The organism is Methylomonas paludis, assembly GCF_018734325.1.
GTDB lineage: Bacteria > Pseudomonadota > Gammaproteobacteria > Methylococcales > Methylomonadaceae > Methylomonas > Methylomonas paludis.
The window spans coordinates 1,687,667-1,707,060 of record NZ_CP073754.1 but is presented as its reverse complement, the minus strand read 5'-3'; the positions used below and the strand labels follow the sequence as shown (position 1 = coordinate 1,707,060).

At 46.9% G+C, this 19,394-nt stretch carries 19 protein-coding genes; 12 read left to right on the top strand and 7 right to left on the bottom strand.

Features of this window, described 5'->3' with window-relative positions:
• Window positions 1-7 precede the first annotated feature (7 nt).
• The 4 genes from KEF85_RS07785 to KEF85_RS07770 all read left to right on the top strand — a co-directional run bounded on the left by KEF85_RS07785 (window position 8) and on the right by KEF85_RS07770 (window position 4,327).
• A complete protein-coding gene (locus KEF85_RS07785; protein WP_215584714.1) occupies window positions 8-1,603 on the top strand; it encodes a phospholipase D-like domain-containing protein in 1,596 nt (531 codons plus the stop codon).
• Between the two features lie 57 nt (window positions 1,604-1,660).
• Entirely contained in the window at window positions 1,661-1,876 is a 216-nt protein-coding gene (locus KEF85_RS07780; RefSeq protein WP_215584712.1) for a DUF2905 domain-containing protein, read from the top strand.
• A gap of 7 nt (window positions 1,877-1,883) precedes the next feature.
• Window positions 1,884-2,792, top strand: coding sequence for an alpha/beta fold hydrolase (locus KEF85_RS07775; RefSeq protein WP_246535076.1), 909 nt, complete (start codon window positions 1,884-1,886; stop codon window positions 2,790-2,792).
• Window positions 2,793-2,977: 185 nt separating this feature from the next.
• A complete protein-coding gene (locus KEF85_RS07770) occupies window positions 2,978-4,327 on the top strand; it encodes a virulence factor family protein (RefSeq protein ID WP_215584710.1) in 1,350 nt (449 codons plus the stop codon).
• Window positions 4,328-4,610: 283 nt separating this feature from the next.
• Here KEF85_RS07770 and KEF85_RS07765 read toward each other — a convergent pair whose 3' ends face one another.
• On the bottom strand, window positions 4,611-5,693 hold the full coding sequence (locus KEF85_RS07765; protein ID WP_215584708.1) for a RelA/SpoT domain-containing protein: 1,083 nt from the start codon (window positions 5,691-5,693) through the stop codon (window positions 4,611-4,613).
• 286 nt (window positions 5,694-5,979) lie between these two features.
• Between KEF85_RS07765 and KEF85_RS07760 the strand changes: the two genes are divergently transcribed.
• Together KEF85_RS07760 and KEF85_RS07755 are read left to right on the top strand one after the other, a co-directional pair.
• Entirely contained in the window at window positions 5,980-6,291 is a 312-nt protein-coding gene (locus KEF85_RS07760) for a nucleotidyltransferase family protein (RefSeq protein ID WP_215584706.1), read from the top strand.
• Window positions 6,281-6,532, top strand: coding sequence for a HepT-like ribonuclease domain-containing protein (locus tag KEF85_RS07755; protein ID WP_215584704.1), 252 nt, complete (start codon window positions 6,281-6,283; stop codon window positions 6,530-6,532). Before KEF85_RS07760 ends, KEF85_RS07755 begins: the two co-directional genes overlap by 11 nt.
• 527 nt (window positions 6,533-7,059) lie before the next feature.
• On the opposite strand, the gene KEF85_RS07750 is transcribed toward KEF85_RS07755, so the two are convergent.
• From KEF85_RS07750 to KEF85_RS07740, 3 genes are all read right to left on the bottom strand, one after another.
• Entirely contained in the window at window positions 7,060-7,821 is a 762-nt protein-coding gene (locus KEF85_RS07750; protein WP_215584703.1) for a DNA adenine methylase, read from the bottom strand.
• A complete protein-coding gene (locus tag KEF85_RS17095) occupies window positions 7,772-7,978 on the bottom strand; it encodes a Com family DNA-binding transcriptional regulator (RefSeq protein ID WP_215584700.1) in 207 nt (68 codons plus the stop codon). Before KEF85_RS17095 ends, KEF85_RS07750 begins: the two co-directional genes overlap by 50 nt.
• 133 nt (window positions 7,979-8,111) lie before the next feature.
• Entirely contained in the window at window positions 8,112-8,543 is a 432-nt protein-coding gene (locus KEF85_RS07740; protein ID WP_215584698.1) for a gp53-like domain-containing protein, read from the bottom strand.
• Between KEF85_RS07740 and KEF85_RS07735 the strand changes: the two genes are divergently transcribed.
• The 3 genes from KEF85_RS07735 to KEF85_RS07725 all read left to right on the top strand — a co-directional run bounded on the left by KEF85_RS07735 (window position 8,511) and on the right by KEF85_RS07725 (window position 12,490).
• Window positions 8,511-8,972 carry a hypothetical protein gene (locus KEF85_RS07735; RefSeq protein WP_215584696.1) on the top strand — a complete coding sequence of 154 codons (462 nt, stop codon included), beginning with the start codon at window positions 8,511-8,513 and terminating at the stop codon, window positions 8,970-8,972. The two genes, KEF85_RS07740 and KEF85_RS07735, sit on opposite strands and share 33 nt — an antisense overlap.
• Before the next feature lie 210 nt (window positions 8,973-9,182).
• Window positions 9,183-11,765 carry a bifunctional lysylphosphatidylglycerol flippase/synthetase MprF gene (gene mprF / locus KEF85_RS07730; protein WP_215584694.1) on the top strand — a complete coding sequence of 861 codons (2,583 nt, stop codon included), beginning with the start codon at window positions 9,183-9,185 and terminating at the stop codon, window positions 11,763-11,765.
• 239 nt (window positions 11,766-12,004) lie between these two features.
• A complete protein-coding gene (locus tag KEF85_RS07725) occupies window positions 12,005-12,490 on the top strand; it encodes a DUF5658 family protein (protein WP_215584692.1) in 486 nt (161 codons plus the stop codon).
• 127 nt (window positions 12,491-12,617) lie between these two features.
• Here the strand turns inward: KEF85_RS07725 and KEF85_RS07720 are convergent, their stop codons facing one another.
• Window positions 12,618-12,950, bottom strand: coding sequence for a hypothetical protein (locus KEF85_RS07720; protein ID WP_215584690.1), 333 nt, complete (start codon window positions 12,948-12,950; stop codon window positions 12,618-12,620).
• 913 nt (window positions 12,951-13,863) lie between these two features.
• Here KEF85_RS07720 and KEF85_RS07715 point away from each other — a divergent pair.
• The 3 genes from KEF85_RS07715 (at window position 13,864) to KEF85_RS16920 (ending at window position 14,788) form a co-directional block, all read left to right on the top strand.
• Window positions 13,864-14,115 carry a hypothetical protein gene (locus KEF85_RS07715; RefSeq protein WP_215584688.1) on the top strand — a complete coding sequence of 84 codons (252 nt, stop codon included), beginning with the start codon at window positions 13,864-13,866 and terminating at the stop codon, window positions 14,113-14,115.
• A gap of 300 nt (window positions 14,116-14,415) precedes the next feature.
• Window positions 14,416-14,667, top strand: a complete 252-nt coding sequence (locus tag KEF85_RS07710) for a VOC family protein (protein WP_215584687.1) — start codon at window positions 14,416-14,418, stop codon at window positions 14,665-14,667.
• A complete protein-coding gene (locus tag KEF85_RS16920; protein ID WP_281413701.1) occupies window positions 14,657-14,788 on the top strand; it encodes a VOC family protein in 132 nt (43 codons plus the stop codon). The genes KEF85_RS07710 and KEF85_RS16920 overlap by 11 nt, the downstream gene beginning before the upstream one ends.
• A gap of 172 nt (window positions 14,789-14,960) precedes the next feature.
• On the opposite strand, the gene KEF85_RS07705 is transcribed toward KEF85_RS16920, so the two are convergent.
• Together KEF85_RS07705 and rapA are read right to left on the bottom strand one after the other, a co-directional pair.
• On the bottom strand, window positions 14,961-16,274 hold the full coding sequence (locus tag KEF85_RS07705; protein ID WP_215584685.1) for a DEAD/DEAH box helicase: 1,314 nt from the start codon (window positions 16,272-16,274) through the stop codon (window positions 14,961-14,963).
• 301 nt (window positions 16,275-16,575) lie between these two features.
• Window positions 16,576-19,371, bottom strand: a complete 2,796-nt coding sequence (rapA, locus tag KEF85_RS07700) for an RNA polymerase-associated protein RapA (RefSeq protein ID WP_215584683.1) — start codon at window positions 19,369-19,371, stop codon at window positions 16,576-16,578.
• Window positions 19,372-19,394 lie beyond the last annotated feature (23 nt).

Genomic DNA, 19,394 nt, shown 5'->3' with positions numbered 1-19,394 from the left:
GCTACCCATGTCTGAAATTGCTGAACATTATGCCAAACCGGTATTTGCCAAGCTGGGCGGCTATTTTAGCCGCAGCAATGATTTTAAAGAAACGTTTCCGGTCCGCTGGGCACGTATTGATTTTGAAATGTTTCATGGTGTTTCCGCCAATCTTAAGCTGATTATCAAAGTCTATCGCAACGAAGTCTGCGAAACTTATTTTGTAGACAGCGATGCCTATGAAGTGGATTGGAACCGGCACAAACGTCATAGCCGGGATTTTTATATTATGCCGGTCTCCAACCAATTCGGTTCGGTCAATTGCGTTAAATTTGGCTTTATCGTGCATCTGGGCGAACGTTCAATTCCATCCCGGCATGAATACATTTTTATGGACGGCAGGCAATTGCTAGAGCCTGGCGCTCAGCAGCGTCTGGTTAACAGCGAATACGCCACGCCTAACCACTATCGCAGCTATGAGCTTAACCATACTCTATTGCAGAATGATGTGGACTGGTATAACCATCATTTTGGTTCATTGAATTTAACCCCCAAATTCACCAAAGGCCAATTACACCACCCTTACCATCCCAAACGATTTATCCACGATCATATCGACAAGGTAATACACAGCAAACACCAGCAGCCGCAGCGTTTGTGTACCATCAAAGTCAGTGTGGACTGTATAGACGACCAGGACTTTATCAATCACTTATTGCACGCCCATAGCCAGGGTGTGCTGGTGCAATGTATTGTGGATTGGCGGAAAATGACGCTGACCAACAGTAGTGCTTATGCACGTTTAAAGCGCTCCGGCATTGAACTGCTGGGCGTGTTTTGCACCCCCAATCATTATCTGATTGAAGTTGAGCCGGACATGCACACCAAGTTCATTATTTTTAATGACACCGATTGCATACTGGGTTCGTTTAATATCACCTTCGATCGCTGGTGGGCCAACTGGGAATCCGGTATGACTTTTCATTCACAGGGTGTGTGCCGGTTGCTGGACAATATTTTTCAGAGCCAGCGCGGCGGGGTGAATCAGAAATACGGTATCGATCCGCTCAGTCCGTTTAATTTACTCTATACCTTTGGCCGGCAAATGTTGGCCAACGGCAAGGTGTATCGCCCGCATCACGCCATTCTGGCCGAGATACACCGAGCCCGGCAGTCCATCAAAATCTGTCTGTTCCTGATCGGCGATTTACAAGGCGAACATCATGACAGCGTGGTTACGGCACTGATACAAGCCAAACAGCGCGGCGTGGCTATCCATATCCTGTTTAACGGCCATCTGGCCAGACAGGGCCGGATCGGCGTAGAACGCAGTATGGCCGATGAACTGGCCCGACCATTATTACCCGCCGTGCAACGCCTTAAAGATGCCGGTATCACAATAGGCCTGGTATATGGGAAGGATGATCTGCCGGTGCCGTATTCGCCGATACACGCCAAATATTGCGTGATAGATGGTCACATTGTGCTGGAAGGCAGCTTTAACTGGTATAACACCTCTGTGTTTTCCCACGACTTGCTGGTAGTGGCCGCCAATCATGAAGTGGCGCAACCGTATTTGTACGAGTTTGAACAAATCCAGCATTTGTTTAGAGTGTTTTATTGACCTTTACCACACTTGCCGGATCGCACCAAGACCGGATTAAGCAATACCGAGGTGAGTATGGATATAGCAAAACTCCTGATCTATGCCGGCCTGGCAATTGCAGGCATAGGCTTGATTTTAAAATATCTGCCCTGGCTGATCAGATGGTTCGGTAAACTACCCGGCGACATCCGCTATCAAAGCGAACACAGCGCGGTATTTATTCCGTTTACCTCCATGCTGGTCATCAGCCTGATATTAACTCTGGTGATCAATCTATTTTTCCGTAAATGAGACGATTATGGCAAACCCCGGAGCCGGCCGCTGGTTGTGGCGCATTCTGCATATGAGTTGGCTGTTGCTTAGCGCAGCCATACTGGCGCTGTTTATCTGGCTGCAGCCCATGCCCGGCAATTTTGTGCATTATTTGTTCTGGAAATACACCAGCAGCGCCAAGCCGATGACGGGTTATATCAGCCACGCCGGTGCGTCAATTTATTATGAAGTGTACGGCCAGGGTAAGCCGGTATTGCTGTTGCATGGCGGCCTGAGTAATAAATTAAGCTGGTTTTCCCAACTCCCCTGGCTGGTGTCCGCAGGTCGGCAGGTGATTTTAATCGATACCCGTGGTCACGGTGAATCCAGCCACGGCCATATACCGCTCAGTTACCCGGTGTTTGCCGATGATGTGCGTCTGGTGATGGATAAAATCGGCATCGCCAGTACCGATATAATCGGCTGGAGCGATGGCGGCATCATTGCGCTGCTGATGGGCTTGGAAACACCCCAACGGGTTGATAAAATCGTGGCCATCAGTGCCAACTTCAATCCTTCCGGGGTGTTGGAAGACAATGGTGCCGCTGATGAACGCTTCCACGCCTTTGCCGACCTGTTTCTCAGCGACCGCATCAGAGGCTGGTGGTCCGGTGCTGGAGCAGGTCATCCCGATCTGGCGGCGGAACTGACAGCCTTATGGCAGAGTGAACCGCAACTGGAACATGAACATTTACGTGCGATTACCGCCCCTACTCTGGTTATTACCGGTGAAAATGATGTGATCGACCTGCCCCATTCCGGCACACTGGCGCAAATGCTGGCCAAAGGCAAAATCGAAGTAGTATTGGGCGCAGGCCATGCCAGTACCATGACCCACGCCGATCAGATCAATAAGCTGATTGCCGATTTTTTACAAATAAGGCGGCCTGAATGAGGTGCTTGTTGCGATTAAAACTGAGTTTTGGTTAATAAACGCAATTATTTAGCGTAAATTTTGAAATACCTTTTTTAAATAGGTAATTAGCTTCGAATGATGCGCTGCACTGCGTTTAGCACATCCTACAACTACCTGTTTTTTAAAGCGATACTTGGACGCTGAGTAGCTACCATTAAACATTTATGTCGAGTCATTACAATTTGATTAAATCAGGCTTATTCATAATAGCCATTACCATACTGGCCATCGGGCTGGGCGGCTGGCGCTATTTACCTATACCGGTACGCGAAAACGTGCAGCAAAACAGTCGCTTTGGTGATATTGCCCTGGCGCAGCCTTGGTGGGGAGCCAGCGGCCAAGTCCTGGTCTTTGGCGATGATAATCCCAAAGCCGCGCAGGATTTGGCCCGGCAACTAGCCGATCTGGGTGTCAGTGCGGCTGTGGCAGGCACCAGCCAAGCCTTGGCAGCATTAAGCGACACCAGCCAATCCTGTATCGAAACATCAACAATAGCAACAGAGCTGGATAGTTTGTGGACTGCCATCTGGCCGGATACCACGCCCCAACCCCGTTTGCTGGCCGGCTTGAGTAATGGCGCAGTATTAGCCTATCTGCACAGCCTATCCGCCACTGCCCGGCAAACCGGCAATCTGTCGATTAATTTTTCCGTAGAATCCGCTCAGCCGCTGCATTTATGTACCCCCTTAACCGCAACTGCCGCCCCTTTACCACAGCAGGCGTGGCGAACAGTGTGGACAGATCAACCGCCCGATGTGACAGCCCGATTCAGCCGCAGCCTGGGCCATATCGACAGCCTGATTACCGCTTATGACACACCGCTGCCGGCAGTGCTGCTGGCAGAAGTACAACGCTATCTGGGCAAAACCACATCAGACGGCCCCGGCATGCCGGTGGTAGAAGTACCAGCGGCCAAACCGAGTGACACGGTGACGATTTTTTATTCCGGCGATGGCGGCTGGCGCGATTTGGATCGCACTGTAGCGGCAGCCATGGCCGCCCAAAACTTCCCGGTGGTGGGTGTGGACGTATTGCGCTACTTTTGGGCAGCCAAAACCCCGGCCCAAACCGCCGCTGATCTGGCGGAATTGATGCAATATTACCGGCAACACTGGCAAGTACAGCATTTTGTACTGGCGGGTTATTCCTTCGGTGCCGATATATTACCGGCCATTTATAACCAGCTGCCGGCCACTGATCAGGCTAGTGTCAGCTTGCTGGCCCTGATTGCGCTGGGCCAGCAGGCCGACTTTGAAATTCATGTATCCGGCTGGCTGGGTAAAACCAGCGGCGAACAAACCATAGCCCCGCAATTGGCCCAAATCCCCAAACAAAAGCTATTATGTATTTACGGAGTGGAGGAAAAACAGGAAACCGCCTGCACCGGCCTAAGCAACAGCCCGGCCAGCATCCTGGAATTACCCGGCGGCCATCATTTTGATGAGGATTATCCCAAACTAACCGGGCTGATTTTAGATGTTTATCGGCAGCATGGGGTGATGGCGGGAGGGTGATTTTGGTATAGCCCTCTTATTTGCGGATGAACTGATTAATAGTATTTTGGTGGGATATCAAATTTAGACTTGAATTGCGTGTTTGGATTTTTTTAAAGTGCATTTTTGTTTAGTGTTAAGATTTTAATTTCTGCATTAAATTATTGGGAAGTATCATTTTTTAAATAAACTCAAACTTAAATTGTCAGTTTTATAATTCAGATTTTGATAACATATCGCAATGATTGACTAAATAAGTTCTATAATTTTTTTTTATAAAAATCCTAATATAATAAAAAATGACTTACAATATCTGTAAGTCATTATAACCAACGATGTATTTCTTGCCTGACAATTTTTCACAACCTTCAGTAATCAGATCAATAAAATCCTGAGCATCAGAAAAATAGTTTTTAAATGCAAGTCGAATATCTTCATTTCTATCTGCTTTAACAAGAACTATATCTTTGCCAGGCATCTCATTTTCTAATATAAATAATGCTCTTAGCGCTTCAGTTGCTCCACGAAATGTTCTTACCTCCAATTCTCCATCCGGAGTAAAAATTAAAATAGCATTTCTTTTGGTTGTAGCTGCTGTCTCAATTGTATTTAGCCCTTCATTAAGAGCGGCTAATGTTCTCAATAAATTCAAGTCTTCGTCCAATTTTAGGAATTCCTTTACCACATCACTATCAGCTTTTTCAGGATATGGCCCCAATTTTTTTTCAAAGTATCTTGATAGAATCTCACTAGCTAAAGCCATTGCTATTTGATATCTATTGTCACCCTCTTGAAATTTTGGTTGATTCTCAGTGATAAAACCAATGACTTCGACCGCTGTTGCCCAAGAATGCTGAATAAGTGTTCTGTACTGAATTTCTAATAATAATCCTTTAAGATTACGCCCATTAATTGAATTTACATCATAAGAATAAACATCATGAATCCCTCTATACCCAGTTGATTTTGGATTTTTTATATAATCATATTTATCATCATCATTACGTCTTTTATGAAGGAAATTAGCTTTATGAAACTTTTCTCTGAACAAATATAGCTCTTCAATAGATTTAAATATCAGGCGAAAACCAGCAACATCATCCATTCTTGCCAGCTGCATATCTGGGAATCGCTTTAATTTTCCAAATATTGTTGTTTTCCGTTTATGGCGTTGAGCTACAACGATACCAGACCCTTTAGTTCGATTACGAAGAATAGCCTGGAAAGTGTTAAGTACATTTCTATGTGCAGACCTCCATTCTGCGATTACACGTAAGTCTTCAAAATTAAATGTATTATTTCGAACATTTTCCCCTGCTTTGTTAACACGTGACTTAGAACCACCTGGAAATGTATCCTTATTAATATCTTTTTCAATATCTTTCAATTTCAACTCCTCCGTAGGCGGAAAAAAGGTAAAGTGAGGAACAAGCTCCCTGTCCCTTCTCATCTGCACAAAAAGCAGTAAAAAGGGGCATTTCCAATATTTACTTGTTGGAAAGTACCACGTAAAGCTGTACTCAAGGCTCTATTGTTTGGAAGGATGATCAGCCCGTAAAAATATATGGTAATGTATATAAATCAAATGTAAAAATAGTTTAAACCTTAATCTCAATTTACACCATAACCCCCGACACTTAATTTAAAAGCTTTAGGCATATCCAAATACACTAATGCATACTCTGATTCAACAACATCAATTAGCCATAGCCGAACTGTGTCGCCACTACTGCGTCCAGCGTTTAGAGGTGTTCGGTTCCGCAGCCCGCGGTTATAACTTTGATCCTGTTAGCAGTGATGCTGATTTTTTGGTTGAATTTCAAACTGTTCCAAATGCCCCATCCCTAAAGACATTTTTTGAATTACGTCAGGCACTTTCACTATTAATAGGCCGAGAAGTTGATCTAGCCGAAGCTGGCGCATTGCGTAATCCTTATCTTAAAGCCAGCATAGAACAAAATTGCGAGCTTATCTATGCAGCGTGATGTTCGTGCTTTTCTGTGGGATGCTAACCAAGCAGCTGAGGCGATTCAGGAGTTTGTTGCCGGTAAGTCTTTTGCAGATTATACCGCTGACCGGTTACTGCGTTCTGCTGTTGAGCGGCAATTTGAAATCATTGGAGAAGCTCTAAATCAACTTTGCAGAATCGAACCCAGTTGGGCAGAGCGCATTCCTGAAGTGCCACAGATTGTGGCATTTCGCTCATGGCTATGCTTCAGTCAATGATCTTACTGTCTGGAGTACCATTGAAACTTCGTTACCAAATTTGCAAGATACGTTGTCCAGCTTGCTAGACTAGCGATTTAGCAAAACAATAAAAAATGATGTCAGGTCTATAAGTCGCAGCTAGGTAGCTGCAGCCGCAGGCTGAGTATTGAGCCTTGCAGATTAACTTGATGCCTAGGCGAGAAGCATGCGAATAGAAAATCACAAGCCCACTTTAAAGTCATGAAATATCCACTTGTTCGGCCATGACTGGTGATCGCTATGGCCTCCCGTTGTACCTGTTTTTTGTATTTGCCCGACATTTTTGACAAATTTAGTTGCAGGCACTTCTAGCATGACACACCTCTAAAATGTACAAAATACCTATTTCTAGCAATTGTCATTTCAAATTATGACAATCACTTCTCAGGGAAAATGGTGCATGATGAAGCGCCGCGCGATATTTGCGCATAATTTTGTGAGATATTTGCCGGATTTTTAACTTGCAAATATCAACACATAATTGCACATTTAACAAAGATTAAGCCTTACCAGTTCTTCACGATCAATTCAGCCGTATCCCTTCCACGCGCGGCACCGCCAACAGTATATTTAATAGCCACGCTCTCAACAGTCAAACCTGCGAACACTTTTCGCATTTCGGGAATATCATTGACCGAAATGATCATGCGTCCTGTGATAGTTTTAGCCAGCTCAGCCATCAACTCATAATTCTCAAACTCAAAGTCAACACCATAACCAGTAGTGCCCCAATACGGTGGATCACAATAAAACAATGAATGAGGGCGGTCATAACGACGTATACAATCATCCCAGGCTAAATGCTCAATAAAGACCCTGGCCAGCCGCAAATGAGCGGCTGACAAATCTTCTTCAATTCTTAGTAAATTCAGCCTCGGGGGGGACGTTGTCGCTGTACCAAATCTTTGACCAGAAACAATTCCACCAAACGACATCTTCTGCAAATAAAAGAACCTGGCCGCTCGTTGTATATCAGTCAACGAATGTTCTGGTGTATGTTTTAGCCGGTCAAAATGCTCTCGACTGATCAAAATCCACTTAAATTGCTTAACAAACTCCTCCAAATGATGCTGAACAATCCGATACAAATTGATCAACTCTCCGTTGATATCGTTTAAAACCTCCACATCTGATTGTTGTTTCATAAACAATATGGCCGCACCACCTGCGAACGGTTCTACATAACATTCATGATCAACCAGTAACGGGAGAATGTGTTTAGCTAGGCGACGTTTGCCGCCCTGCCAGGGAATGATTGGCTTTGACATAGTTAACCTCATGATCGGAAGCTCCAGGCTTTCTGATAAGAGGCTCAAAGGCCTTCAAAATATTCATAGTTCCGCAACGCGAACACTTAATTGATAAACACGTAAATTCGCCTTCTGCCAACTTACGATTACAACTTCCACATCGAACAATTTCCATTTTTAATGCTATGCGTGATAGCCTAGCACTGCGTGTACACGCGCGGTGTCTAGGTCTGACGCAGCTTAGTCTGCCGAAGATGGCCCGGTTGAATGTTCGCTGCATTCGCCGGGTCGCACCGTTTAACCTCTCATTAAAATCCATTGGCTCGCCAAACAATTCGCTGTGGCCAGGTAAACGAACCACCGCCAGTTCTCTGCATATAGACCTCAAATCCAGTAGCAGGAGTGCCAGGAGTCCACCCAGATGTTTGTGCGAATTCATCAGCAGTTACAGTATCTGCATATAGCAAAACTGTCGCTTGCACGTTTAATATTTTGTTAGAAAATGGGATTGGCAGCACAATTGATTGCGCACCTTCGCCAGAAAAATCACTAGATACACCCCATTGCTCTATCAAACCACCAGGAAATTTCTGAAATCCGTTTACATCAAGTGATTGATTGCTGCCAACAAATACATTATTCAACCCCGTGGCAGGATTCAATAACACCCAGTTATCGTTAACAGAATCATATTGCAATTCCAGCCAATGACCAGCACCGGCAATATCGCCAACGTCCAACGCCTGGTTCGTCCCTTTCACAATCGTTTTTGGTGGCACAGAACCAGGCGTAAACGTCGGCGCTGCAGTGGTAACGGCGTTGCCTACGGCATTAATAATGAAGATCAGATTGTCGGCGCTTCCAACCTAACAGGTTCGATCACGGAGCATGCTTTTATTTGGCAAAACGGTGTGATGACTGACCTTAATTCATTGCTAAATAATCCTAACTGGACGCTACAAACTGCACAGGCAATCAACGACTCTGGTCAGATTACAGGTATTGCCGTCAACAATCAAAATGGTGCGATCGATGCCTTCCTTCTCACCCCTTCAAGTATCCCGATACCTGCGCCACTACCCAATGCTGGTTTGCTATTTTTAGCCGCACTGACAAGCATCTTCTCCATGCGCGGCAAAAAGGATATTGAGGCAAAGTTCGTGGCATGATTGTCATCAGCCATGTGGAATAAGCGGAAATAGGACAACCCTTTTTACATCCACGCTCTGGAATGCGTGGATAAAACTTTATCGGTTTACCACGAAAAAAGCGGTGCTTACATTTGCCTGACGCAGTGCTGAAACTATGGACAAATAATAAATGTCTACTTTCATCACTTCCCGCTTATCATGAACCACCCTACCCGCTGTTAATTGATTATGTTTAACGCCACTACCCTGCATCGCTATCTGCTTAAGCTGAGCCAATTTTTGCCGCTGCTGCTGTTTTGCGCGGCGCTGTATCTGGTTCATCGCCAATTACAGGCGCATGATTTAAGCGAAATTTTCGACACTTTGCAGGCTACACCACAATGGATTATCGGTCTGGCTTTTGGCTTGACGGTGGTGAATTATCTGGTGCTGGTGGGCTACGACTGGCTGGCGTTGCGGTTTACCGGGCATAACAATATTCCGCTGATAAAAATGTTGGCGGCGGCTTTATTAAGTTATGCCATCAGTAATAATACTGGCCATGCCTGGGCGGCAGGCGGTTCGATACGTTACCGGTTTTATTCAAAATGGGGGGTGCCGGGCTGGGATGTGATTAAGATTTCCCTGTTCCAAACCCTGACTTATCTGCTGGGGGCTTTAACACTGGGATTGATCGGCAGCCTGATTTTGCCTTACTATCTGGCACAAGGTGTCCAGGAGCCGGTGCAGATTCATTGGCTAAGCCTGGTTTGTACGCTGACCTTACTCGGTTACTGGCTGGCGGTATTGTTCTGGCGCAAGCCGCTGTTGATTAAAGATTTTCAGCTGTATTTGCCCACTCCGCAAATGGCGGTCTGGCAAACTCTGATTGCCAGCGCTGATGTGGTGCTGTCCTCGCTGGTGTTGTGGGTGCTGCTGCTAGGCAAATTGCCTATGGATTTCGGCGCGTTTCTGGTGGTGTTTGTGGTGGCGCAGGTATTGGGTGTGATCAGTCAGGTGCCGGGCGGCATCGGCGTGTTTGAAAGTGCGTTTTTATGGCTGATGAGTGATATTGAAAATCACAATGAACATTTGGTGCTGATCGGCGCTTTGCTGCTGTACCGGGCGGTTTATTATTTTCTGCCGCTGCTGCTGGCTGGAGCAGGTTTACTGAGTTATGAGATTTACAGTCGGCGGGTGCAGATTTCGGAAAGTAGTCTGGGCTTGCGGCGTTTGTTGGCTGCCACTGTGCCGCAATTGTATGCGCTGTTATTACTGTTTGCCGGCGGCGTATTGTTGATTTCCGGTTCCATTCCGGCTAATTCCACGGCGCTGGACTGGCTAAGCCAATTGCCATTACCGATCATTGAGTTTTCGCATCTGATCGGCAGTTTGATCGGTCTGTTGTTACTGTTTTTAAGCCGTGGCATACGCCTGAAAATTGATGCCGCCTGGTATGCCAGTATTTTATTGTTAAGCCTGGGTATTGTGGTCTCCTTATTAAAGGGGCTGGATTGGCGTGAAGCTTTGCTGTTAAGTGTAATATTGCTGCTGATGCTGCCTACCCGCAGCCATTTTCAACGCCAGTCTTCACTGTTGCGTGTGTCATTCAGCAAACCCTGGCTGGCTTCAGTGGCTATGGTGCTGGCCGCCAGTATCTGGATAGGTTTATTTGCTTATCAGGATGTGGAATACACCCACGAGTTATGGTGGCAGTTTTCCTATGACGGCAATGCTCCCCGGTTTTTGCGGGCGCTATTACTGCTGACTGTGGTGTGTTTGTGTTATGGCATTTCCCGTCTGTTAAGTATTGCCCCGCCCCAAAAGTTTGCGGCACCCAGTGCCGCTGAATTGGAAGAAGCCCGGCAACTGGTGCAGCAATGTGAGCATACCGAAGGCTTTCTGGCCTTGGTTGGCGACAAACGCCTGTTGTGGAATAAGGAACGCACCGCATTTATTATGTTTGCCATCACCTCAAATTACTGGATCGCCATGAGTGATCCGGTGGGTGCTAAATCCGCTATCGAAAATCTGCTCTGGCAATTCCGTGAGCTGGCAGACCAGTATGGGGCCAAACCGGTGTTTTATCAGGTTAGCCCGGAATTTTTGCCGTTTTATCTGGATTTGGGTTTATCGCTGTTCAAGCTGGGGGAAGCGGCTAATGTGGAATTGGCCGGTTTTAATCTGCAAGGCAAACACCGGGTAGATTTGCGCAGCAGTATTAATAAATTTACCAAACTGGCTTATCGTTTTGAAGTGCTGGCCGCTGCCGAACTGGAAACTGCCCTGCCCCGGCTGCGGGAAATCTCCGATGCCTGGCTGGCCCATAAACATACTCGTGAGAAAGGTTTTTCACTGGGCTATTTTTCCGAAGCTTATCTGCGCCGCACCGGTGTTGCTGTGATTAAGGATGAAACTGGCCGGATCATGGCTTTTGCCAATCTGTTTCAGACTATTAATCATCAGGAACTGTCGATAGATTTGATGCGTTACCACCCGGACAGCCCGAAAGGCATTATGGACTTTTTGTTTGCCGAATTACTGTTATGGGGCCAGGCCGAACAGTACCGCTGGTTTTCACTGGGTATGGCGCCGCTGGCTGGTCTGGAGCGGCGGCCCTTGGCGCCGTTATGGCATAAGCTGGGGACGGCTATTTTTGATCTGGGCGAGCAGTTTTATAACTTTGAAGGCCTGTACGCTTATAAGGAAAAGTTTTCGCCACAATGGCAGCCGCATTACTTGGCGGCACCCGCCGGTATTTCCGCTCCGCTGATATTATTAAGCATCGCCCGGCTGATCGCCAACGGCTGGCGCGGGATGTTAGCCAAATGATCTGCGGCGATTGGTAGGATGTGCTAAACGCAGTGCTGCGCATCATTCGAGGCCAATTACTTGGTTAAAAAGCAGAAATTCAAGCTTACGCTGAGTAATAACTATATTTTTATCTGAAATCGGCGTGAGTTTTTGTTTTTAACATTTTTATTTTGTGGCTAGTGGTATTTATATATAAGCATACCCTGTAATTCGTGGTAAGCTAACGGCGACTCAGCAATCTGACCCAGCGAGTAACCATGAAAATACCCCTTATGCCTAGTGCAGCATCCCTTGTATCCAGCCTCCGCCCCCTGCTTAACCACGTTTTTTTAAGAAGCCAAACCTTTATCCATAATGTACTGATCGCCAAGCGTTACGAAATTGGGCTGATCCGTCATCTTAAAAATGCCGATTTGCAGCGCCTGCTGCTTAGAAACAATATTAATGTGATATTGATTGTATTATTTGGCTTGTTACAAGTCGCAGATGGTGCCATTACCTATATTGGCCTGTGTTTTGCGGATGTCAATGAAGTCAATCCACTACTCAATTTTTGCGCCGAACATATCGGTCTGGGCATGTCCATTACCATGGTCAAGTTCGTGATTTTACTGGCTATCGCCTTTTTGTTCTGTACCCGGCATAAAATGAAAAGCCGCTGGAATACCGCTACGCTGGCCTCGGCGGTATCGTTTTACAGTTGGGTTGTCACCAATAATGTCAATCTGGTGATGAACGGCTAGTTTTGTTTTAAATTGGATGTGCCGATGCAAGCAGGCGCATGGTTCGTGATTGATGCGCTTCACTACGTACGTTCAGCACATCCTATGCCTTCAATATCTGGTTGGTGTAACTACTCAGCGTACGCGCTTAGACTGTAATGGTAGCGCAGCTCACACCGTGATCATCGGCCATCCAGCGATTGCAACTTTGATAGTTGTGGGTAAAACCGGCATAAGCGACTAGCGGTATCCGCAGATGTTGCCACAGGCCCTGGATAATCTTGGCTTCGGCTTCCGGCTGGGCACTGATACTGACGAAATAAGCCGTCTCACCGTTTCTATAGGCTAACTGCTCTACCTTACTCAGACTCACCGGGTAACCCGTCCATTCTGTTAATTTGACCAGGCTGTCTGCATTGATGGCTTGCTGGAAAAATACATCAAGATTAAATGTTGCTTGCGAGGAATGTTTAAGCTGCATGCGTAACGACCTTCTTATTTGGTGACGATGCTATTCTGGTCACTGACACGCAAAAAAGTTCCCGGTCAAGCAATAAAACTGATATATCCGATATTTAGTTGCGGGTAGACAAAAATCATTTTTGAAACTAGCGGTCGATTGACGGATAAGGCGGAACGCAGTGATACGCATCAATCGGGAACTTTGCGCGGCATCCTAGGGGCTTAGAACTTCTCGATCAGTTATGCGTTTGGCAGATATGTAAACCAACCGCAGCACCCATTCTGTTTCTAGAATGACGGTGTCGTTTATGAATATCTCCTGTTTTTTAAATAGTTTATAAGCCTTTCATACTGTTCTACATCGTCGCGAGTCAGCAGCCGTACGATGCTATTGGTATCAATCGCAATCATTCAGTTGCGCCTTAAGGCCAAGATTAATCGCGTTCTCCATTTCCTCAATGGACTTCGCCTTACCCTGGTGGGACAGATAGCTCGCCACATCATCCAGACTCACTTCGGTAAAAGGTGTTAAATACCGTCGCCAGTATCGATCACGGACAGTTCTTGGTCAGCCTGCCAATGGTAAATCGAACGCAAATGTTTGGGGATAATCCTTGGCCTTTGCTGGAAATTTTGGTCGATTCCATAACGACTCCATTGATTATGGTAAGAAATGAGTAAGAATATTAGAAGGCTATACAATCTTTGTCCACGCATTTGCTTGATTGTATTCCTTCGCTGAAAATCTTTTTATTTCAGTGTTTATAAATTAAGTTGAAATTACCTGATCAGATTTTCGGCGCTGAACTGTCTTAATAAAAATTGCGGACAATGATGAAAACATCTGATGGAAAACACGCTGGACTTTGTTAGGGATAGTATCGAGGACTTGACAGATAAACCAAACCAGTGCTGGTTTAGGGTGTTGAAACATGCCGACTGCTAAATCAACAGCCGGCATGGTACAGCAGGTAACTTATTTACAGTGGCCTTCGGTTTGCAGTGCCAATACAGCAAAAACAAAACCTGAGCCGTTTAAACTTCAACTAGTATCGATTAACGATACAGATATAGTTAAAAACTATAGTGCGATAAACAAACTACTGATAAATAAAATTTTGCAAATTATTGGCTCTCCGATTAAAGTTAAACTTCACGAAAAAACGAATTTGTATCATTATTGAGCAAAATATTTTTAAGGAAATCGCTGTTCTAAGCAGAAACCAGGAACGGGAAAGAAACCTGATCCCCCACAAACAACAGCGACCGTTGCCTGCTATAACCCGACTAACTTATTAAATTGCATAAGTATGATCAAGGTCTGAAAGCCCGGAGTTTTGAAATGTTACATTTCCGTGACTTTCGGCTTGACAATAAAACAAAGTCATACGCGTGTCAAGCAAATTTGTTAAATTATTTGTCAAGTCCTACCATATCAGAGAGTTATGGTATGGAATAATTTCAATAATTGACGAGGAATTCTTATGAATACTAATCCAGCAGTTTGGTTTGAAATTTATGTGCAGGATATAGCCCGTGCCAAACAATTTTATGAAGCGGTATTTCAGCTCACCTTGGAAAAACTCAATGCACCGTTGCCGGGCCTGGAATTATGGGGGTTTCCCAAAACTGAAAGCGGTTTAGGAACCGGGGCTTTGGTAAAAATGGATGGGGTAGGCAGCGGTGGTAACAGTACGATTGTACTTTCATTGCCAGGATTGTGCGGTGGAAGCTGATAGGGCCAGTGAGTTTGGCGGTGGGATTTTTAGAGCTAAAACCGCGATTGGCGAATATGGTTTTATTGCTTTGGTGCATGATACCGAAAGTAATTTGATCGGCTTGCACTCCTTGCAATAGTCAGCACCCAAGTATCTTTTTAAAAAACAGGCAGTTGTAGAATGTGCTAAACGAGTGCAGCGCATCATTCACAGCTAAATACTGGTTTAAAAGTCCATTCAACGTGATGCTGAATAATCTGGAAATGGGCAGCCCTATCAAGCTGCCCATTCAGTCTGACTAGATAGCGCGTTTAACGGCCTCTGGCACCACGACCCGCTCGGGCATCATCCCGGCTGCTGCCGCGCTCCGGACGGTTACCGCTGTGAGGCGGACGTTTACCGGTATGATCGGCACGACCAGCATGTGGCGGACGGGCAGGTCTTTGCTGTTGGGGTTTGGCTTTGGGCTTAGGCGCATTGGTGTCCAGCGTCACCCGGTCGTAGCCGGTATCGGCCACCCGTGGAATTTGGCGTTTCAACACTTTTTCTATCCCGGCCAATAAATAGGCTTCTTCCTGGTCAACCAGGGAAATGGCCTGACCTTCCGCACCGGCTCGGCCGGTTCTGCCGATCCGATGCACATAATCTTCCGGCACTTGCGGCAAATCAAAATTCACTACATGTGGCAGTTGATCAATATCCAGACCCCGTGCGGCAATGTCGGTGGCAATCAAGGCCGTCACGCGACCGGATTTAAAATCATCCAAAGCCCGTACTCTGGCACCCTGACTTTTGTCACCATGCAATGCAGCGCTGCGGATACCATCTTGTATCAGTTGCTTGGTCAACCGGTCGGCACCGTGTTTGGTGCGGACAAAAATCAGCACCTGACGCCAGTTTTGGCTGCCGATCAGGTAAGACAGCAGTTCGCGTTTTTGTTCGCGTTTGACCGGGTAAATTTGCTGGGCCACACTGTCTGCGGCGGCATTGCGTACCGCAACTGATATTTCCACTGGATTATTGAGGATTTGTTCGGCCAGTGTGCTGATTTCCGGTGCATAAGTGGCGGAAAACAGCAGATTTTGGCGTTGCTTAGGCAACAGCTTAAGGATTTTGCGAATATCGGTAATAAAGCCCAAGTCCAGCATGCGATCGGCTTCGTCCAGCACAAAATACTCAATTTTAGCCAGGCTTAAATAATTCTGGTTGATTAAATCCAGTAAGCGTCCAGGGGTGGCAACAATGATATCGGCACCGCGTTGCAGGCTTTGGATTTGTGGTTTGATGCTGACGCCGCCATAGATTGCTTCAGCAAAAAAGGGCAAATGTTTACCATAATTACAGACGCTTTCATAAACCTGCAATGTCAGTTCGCGGGTTGGTGTCAGTATCAATACCCGCGGTGGACGGGGTTTGGGTGGGATGGCTTGTTGTTGCAGCAAATGCAGCAGCGGTAAGGTAAAGCCGGCGGTTTTGCCGGTGCCGGTCTGCGCCCCTGCCAGCACATCGCGACCTTTAAGGATAGCTGGTATGGCTTGAGCCTGAATAGGCGTTGGGGTTTGGTAGCCTTGTTCGGCAACAGCACTGAGTAGTTGCGCGGACAAGCCTAGTTCTGAAAATTGCATGTATTGACCTTTATGTCTTTGATTTAAATAGCCGGCCTGTGCCGCTATCAGATTATATTGGGTTTGTGCTTGGCAAGCTGTGGTTAGGACGCTCTGGCGTCAGGGTTAAATTAAGCTATCTACACACCACAGTGGCGTAGGTCGGGTGAACGCCGCATAACCCTTACTTGCTATAGCCAAGCACATCGGCTATTGAAATCTGGATTAAGTCTGGCGGTTTAATTATCAAGCGCCTGAGCTATCAGGCGCTGCTTTTGAGTCATTGCCGGTTGCACCAAGAGGGCTCACCGGAAGTAAGTGTTTAACTGGTAATCACAAAGCGTACGGCATCCAGGCGTAATTGGGCGTCCTGTATGCTTTCATGAGACAGCAGCGTGGTTTCCTTAAGCTGCTCGATTTCCTGATCCTTGATGCCGGGGTTGATTTGTTTCAGACGAACCAGGCGTTTGATTTCGCCGGTAAGAGCAGTAATCATACGGTTACTGCTTTCGCTGACCAATTGCTGCAGTTTTTGACTGACTAATTGCTCAGAAGTTCTAATCATATCAAGAATATGCTGACGCTGACTATTTAAAAACTGGCTGATCTGATTTTTATCAAAACTGTCGCCGGTTTCAACTAAGGCATTGTGCGCGATAATGGCCGATAAGTCTTTTTTATTCTGATCCAATAACACCCGCAATGGTGTGGGCGGCAGGAAACGACCGATTTGTAATTCCGGCGGCGCACTGCATTCGGCAACGAATAACAGCTCCAGTAAAAACTGGCCGGGTTTTAGTTGCGGATGTTTGACTACGCTAACGGCGGCATTGCCGGTTTCACTGGAAAGTACCAGATCCATGGCTGCCAGCACCATAGGATGTTCCACACTGATAAATTGCATGTCTTCGCGTCTTAATGCTATCTCGCGATTCACGGTGACGGTCAAACCATCATCCTGCAGCATGGGGAAATGGGCAATCCGCAGGTTTTCACTGGGCCAAAGGATATGGCAATCGCGGGAATGATCTTCCACATCGACACCATAGCAATCGAATATGCTTTCCATATACGGCCACAAACTGCCGTCAGTTTCAGCGGCTTTGATTTCGGCAACCAGCTCGGCGGCTTCTTCGCTACGGCAGGAGTTGAGCTCCAGTAACAAATCCCGGCCTTTGTGCAGTTCCGCCGCCACTTGCAGGTTAATCTCGCGTGTTAGTGCCACCAGTGTATCAATGCTGGCACTATCTGCACTGTGCAAGGCGTCGTGCAATTGTGCTTGCACCAGTTTATAAACCTGGGCTGCACCGGAACAGTTATGGCGGAAGGCATCCAGACCTTCGTCATACCAGCGGTACAGCACGTGCTGCGCAGAGTTGAGCAAATACGGAATATGAATCTGGATGACATGGCGCTGACCAATCCGGTCCAGCCGGCCTATGCGTTGTTGCAGTAAATCCGGGTTTTCCGGCAGATCAAACAAAATCAGATGGCGCACAAACTGAAAGTTGCGGCCTTCGCTGCCGATTTCCGAACAGATCAGCACTTGGGCGCGGCTCTCGTCGTCGACAAAAAAGGCAGCGGCACGGTCACGTTCGATAATTGTCATGCCTTCGTGGAACACGGCAGCGGTATGACCGACATGCTGTCTGAGCAATTGCTCCAGTTGAATCACGGTTTCGGCGCGATGGCAGATCAACAGCGCGCGTTCATCACCCAAGGCTTTAAGCTTCTCTACCAGCCAGGCCAAATAGGGGCTGTGCTGCAAATCGCTGCTGTCATTGCCGGTCAGTGGATAACCATAATGCTGGCGGTCTGGAAAGCCGCTGACGGTTTGCCGGGAATTGCGAAACAGGATGCGGCCAGTGCCGTGATGGTCCAGCAGTAATTTCACCAGTTCTTCGCGGACATTGCTCAATCCAAATGGATGACGGCTGTCCTGCGGCTCGGTAGTTTGTTCATTTACCTGGGCCAGTAATTTATCGACCTTGTCGTTTTTCAGCAGGTCTTGTAACTGGCTTTGGGCCGCTACGCTAAGTGACTGGCCGGAAATCAGCAAATTGGCCAGTTCTGCCACCGGCTGAAACTGGCTCTCTTCCGCCAAAAATTGTTGAAATTGATAAAACCGGTCGGGATCGAGCAGGCGTAAGCGGGCAAAATGACTTTCTTTACCCAACTGTTCTGGGGTTGCAGTCAGCAGTATCAAACCAGGGCTGGTTTGCGCCAGCTGTTCCACGAATAGATATTCCGGGCTGGCCTGTGCTTCACTCCATTCCAGATGATGAGCTTCGTCCACCACCACCAAATCCCAGCCGGCGGCCAGCACTTGTTGCTGGCGGTCAGGATATTGGCTAAAGAAGTTTTGGCTGCATAAGATCAGTTGTTCGTTGCTGAACGGATTATCGTCACTGACCTGACAACGGCTTTCGTCGAAAATACTGAAGCGTAGATTAAACCGCCTGAGCATTTCCACCAGCCATTGGTGTAACAAACTTTCCGGGACTAAAATCAAAACCCGCCGACTTAAACCGTTAATCAGACGGTGATGAATAATCAAACCGGCTTCTATGGTTTTGCCCAAACCTACTTCGTCGGCCAGCATGATGCGCGGCATGGCCCGATTGGCAGCTTGCTGGGCAATGTACAGCTGGTGTGGAATCAGCGCAGCTCTGACGCCCTGCATGCCTTTAACGGCAGATTGTTGATGCTGTTGTTGGCGGCGCCAGGTTTCGTAACGCAGTAAAAACCAGTTGGTGGGATCAAACTGACCGGTAAACAGTCTATCCTGCGGCTTGTTGAACTGAATGTGATGGTTTAATTCCATCTCGTCAATTTGCTGCAGTTGGCCGTCTTCGTCCAGGCCGATATAGGTCAGCAAACCCTGATGTTCTTCGATGTGTTCTACGGTGATTTTTTGATATTCCACCGATTCAATGATATCGCCCACTGCAAAACTGACTCGGGTCAGCGGCGCGTTGTCTTTGGCATAGAGTCGCTTTTCACCTGTGGCCAGAAACAGCACGGCGACCCGATTAAATTCGACTTCCAGAATCAGACCCAGACCCAGTTCTGATTCGGTATTGCTAATCCAGCGTTGGCCGGGTATAAAATCGTTCATTAATTCTTCTAATTATTAACCCG

Excerpts from the sequence above, each read along its gene's own strand:
- KEF85_RS07785 (WP_215584714.1), top strand. The coding sequence starts at position 8 with ATGTCTGAAATTGCTGAACATTATGCCAAACCGGTATTTGCCAAGCTG.
- KEF85_RS07780 (WP_215584712.1), top strand. The coding sequence starts at position 1,661 with ATGGATATAGCAAAACTCCTGATCTATGCCGGCCTGGCAATTGCAGGC.
- KEF85_RS07775 (WP_246535076.1), top strand. The coding sequence starts at position 1,884 with ATGGCAAACCCCGGAGCCGGCCGCTGGTTGTGGCGCATTCTGCATATG.
- KEF85_RS07770 (WP_215584710.1), top strand. The coding sequence starts at position 2,978 with ATGTCGAGTCATTACAATTTGATTAAATCAGGCTTATTCATAATAGCC.
- KEF85_RS07760 (WP_215584706.1), top strand. The coding sequence starts at position 5,980 with ATGCATACTCTGATTCAACAACATCAATTAGCCATAGCCGAACTGTGT.
- KEF85_RS07755 (WP_215584704.1), top strand. The coding sequence starts at position 6,281 with ATGCAGCGTGATGTTCGTGCTTTTCTGTGGGATGCTAACCAAGCAGCT.
- KEF85_RS07750 (WP_215584703.1), bottom strand. The coding sequence starts at position 7,821 with ATGTCAAAGCCAATCATTCCCTGGCAGGGCGGCAAACGTCGCCTAGCT.
- KEF85_RS17095 (WP_215584700.1), bottom strand. The coding sequence starts at position 7,978 with ATGGAAATTGTTCGATGTGGAAGTTGTAATCGTAAGTTGGCAGAAGGC.
- KEF85_RS07735 (WP_215584696.1), top strand. The coding sequence starts at position 8,511 with ATGACCAGCACCGGCAATATCGCCAACGTCCAACGCCTGGTTCGTCCC.
- mprF (WP_215584694.1), top strand. The coding sequence starts at position 9,183 with ATGTTTAACGCCACTACCCTGCATCGCTATCTGCTTAAGCTGAGCCAA.
- KEF85_RS07725 (WP_215584692.1), top strand. The coding sequence starts at position 12,005 with ATGAAAATACCCCTTATGCCTAGTGCAGCATCCCTTGTATCCAGCCTC.
- KEF85_RS07720 (WP_215584690.1), bottom strand. The coding sequence starts at position 12,950 with ATGCAGCTTAAACATTCCTCGCAAGCAACATTTAATCTTGATGTATTT.
- KEF85_RS07715 (WP_215584688.1), top strand. The coding sequence starts at position 13,864 with ATGCCGACTGCTAAATCAACAGCCGGCATGGTACAGCAGGTAACTTAT.
- KEF85_RS07710 (WP_215584687.1), top strand. The coding sequence starts at position 14,416 with ATGAATACTAATCCAGCAGTTTGGTTTGAAATTTATGTGCAGGATATA.
- KEF85_RS07705 (WP_215584685.1), bottom strand. The coding sequence starts at position 16,274 with ATGCAATTTTCAGAACTAGGCTTGTCCGCGCAACTACTCAGTGCTGTT.
- rapA (WP_215584683.1), bottom strand. The coding sequence starts at position 19,371 with ATGAACGATTTTATACCCGGCCAACGCTGGATTAGCAATACCGAATCA.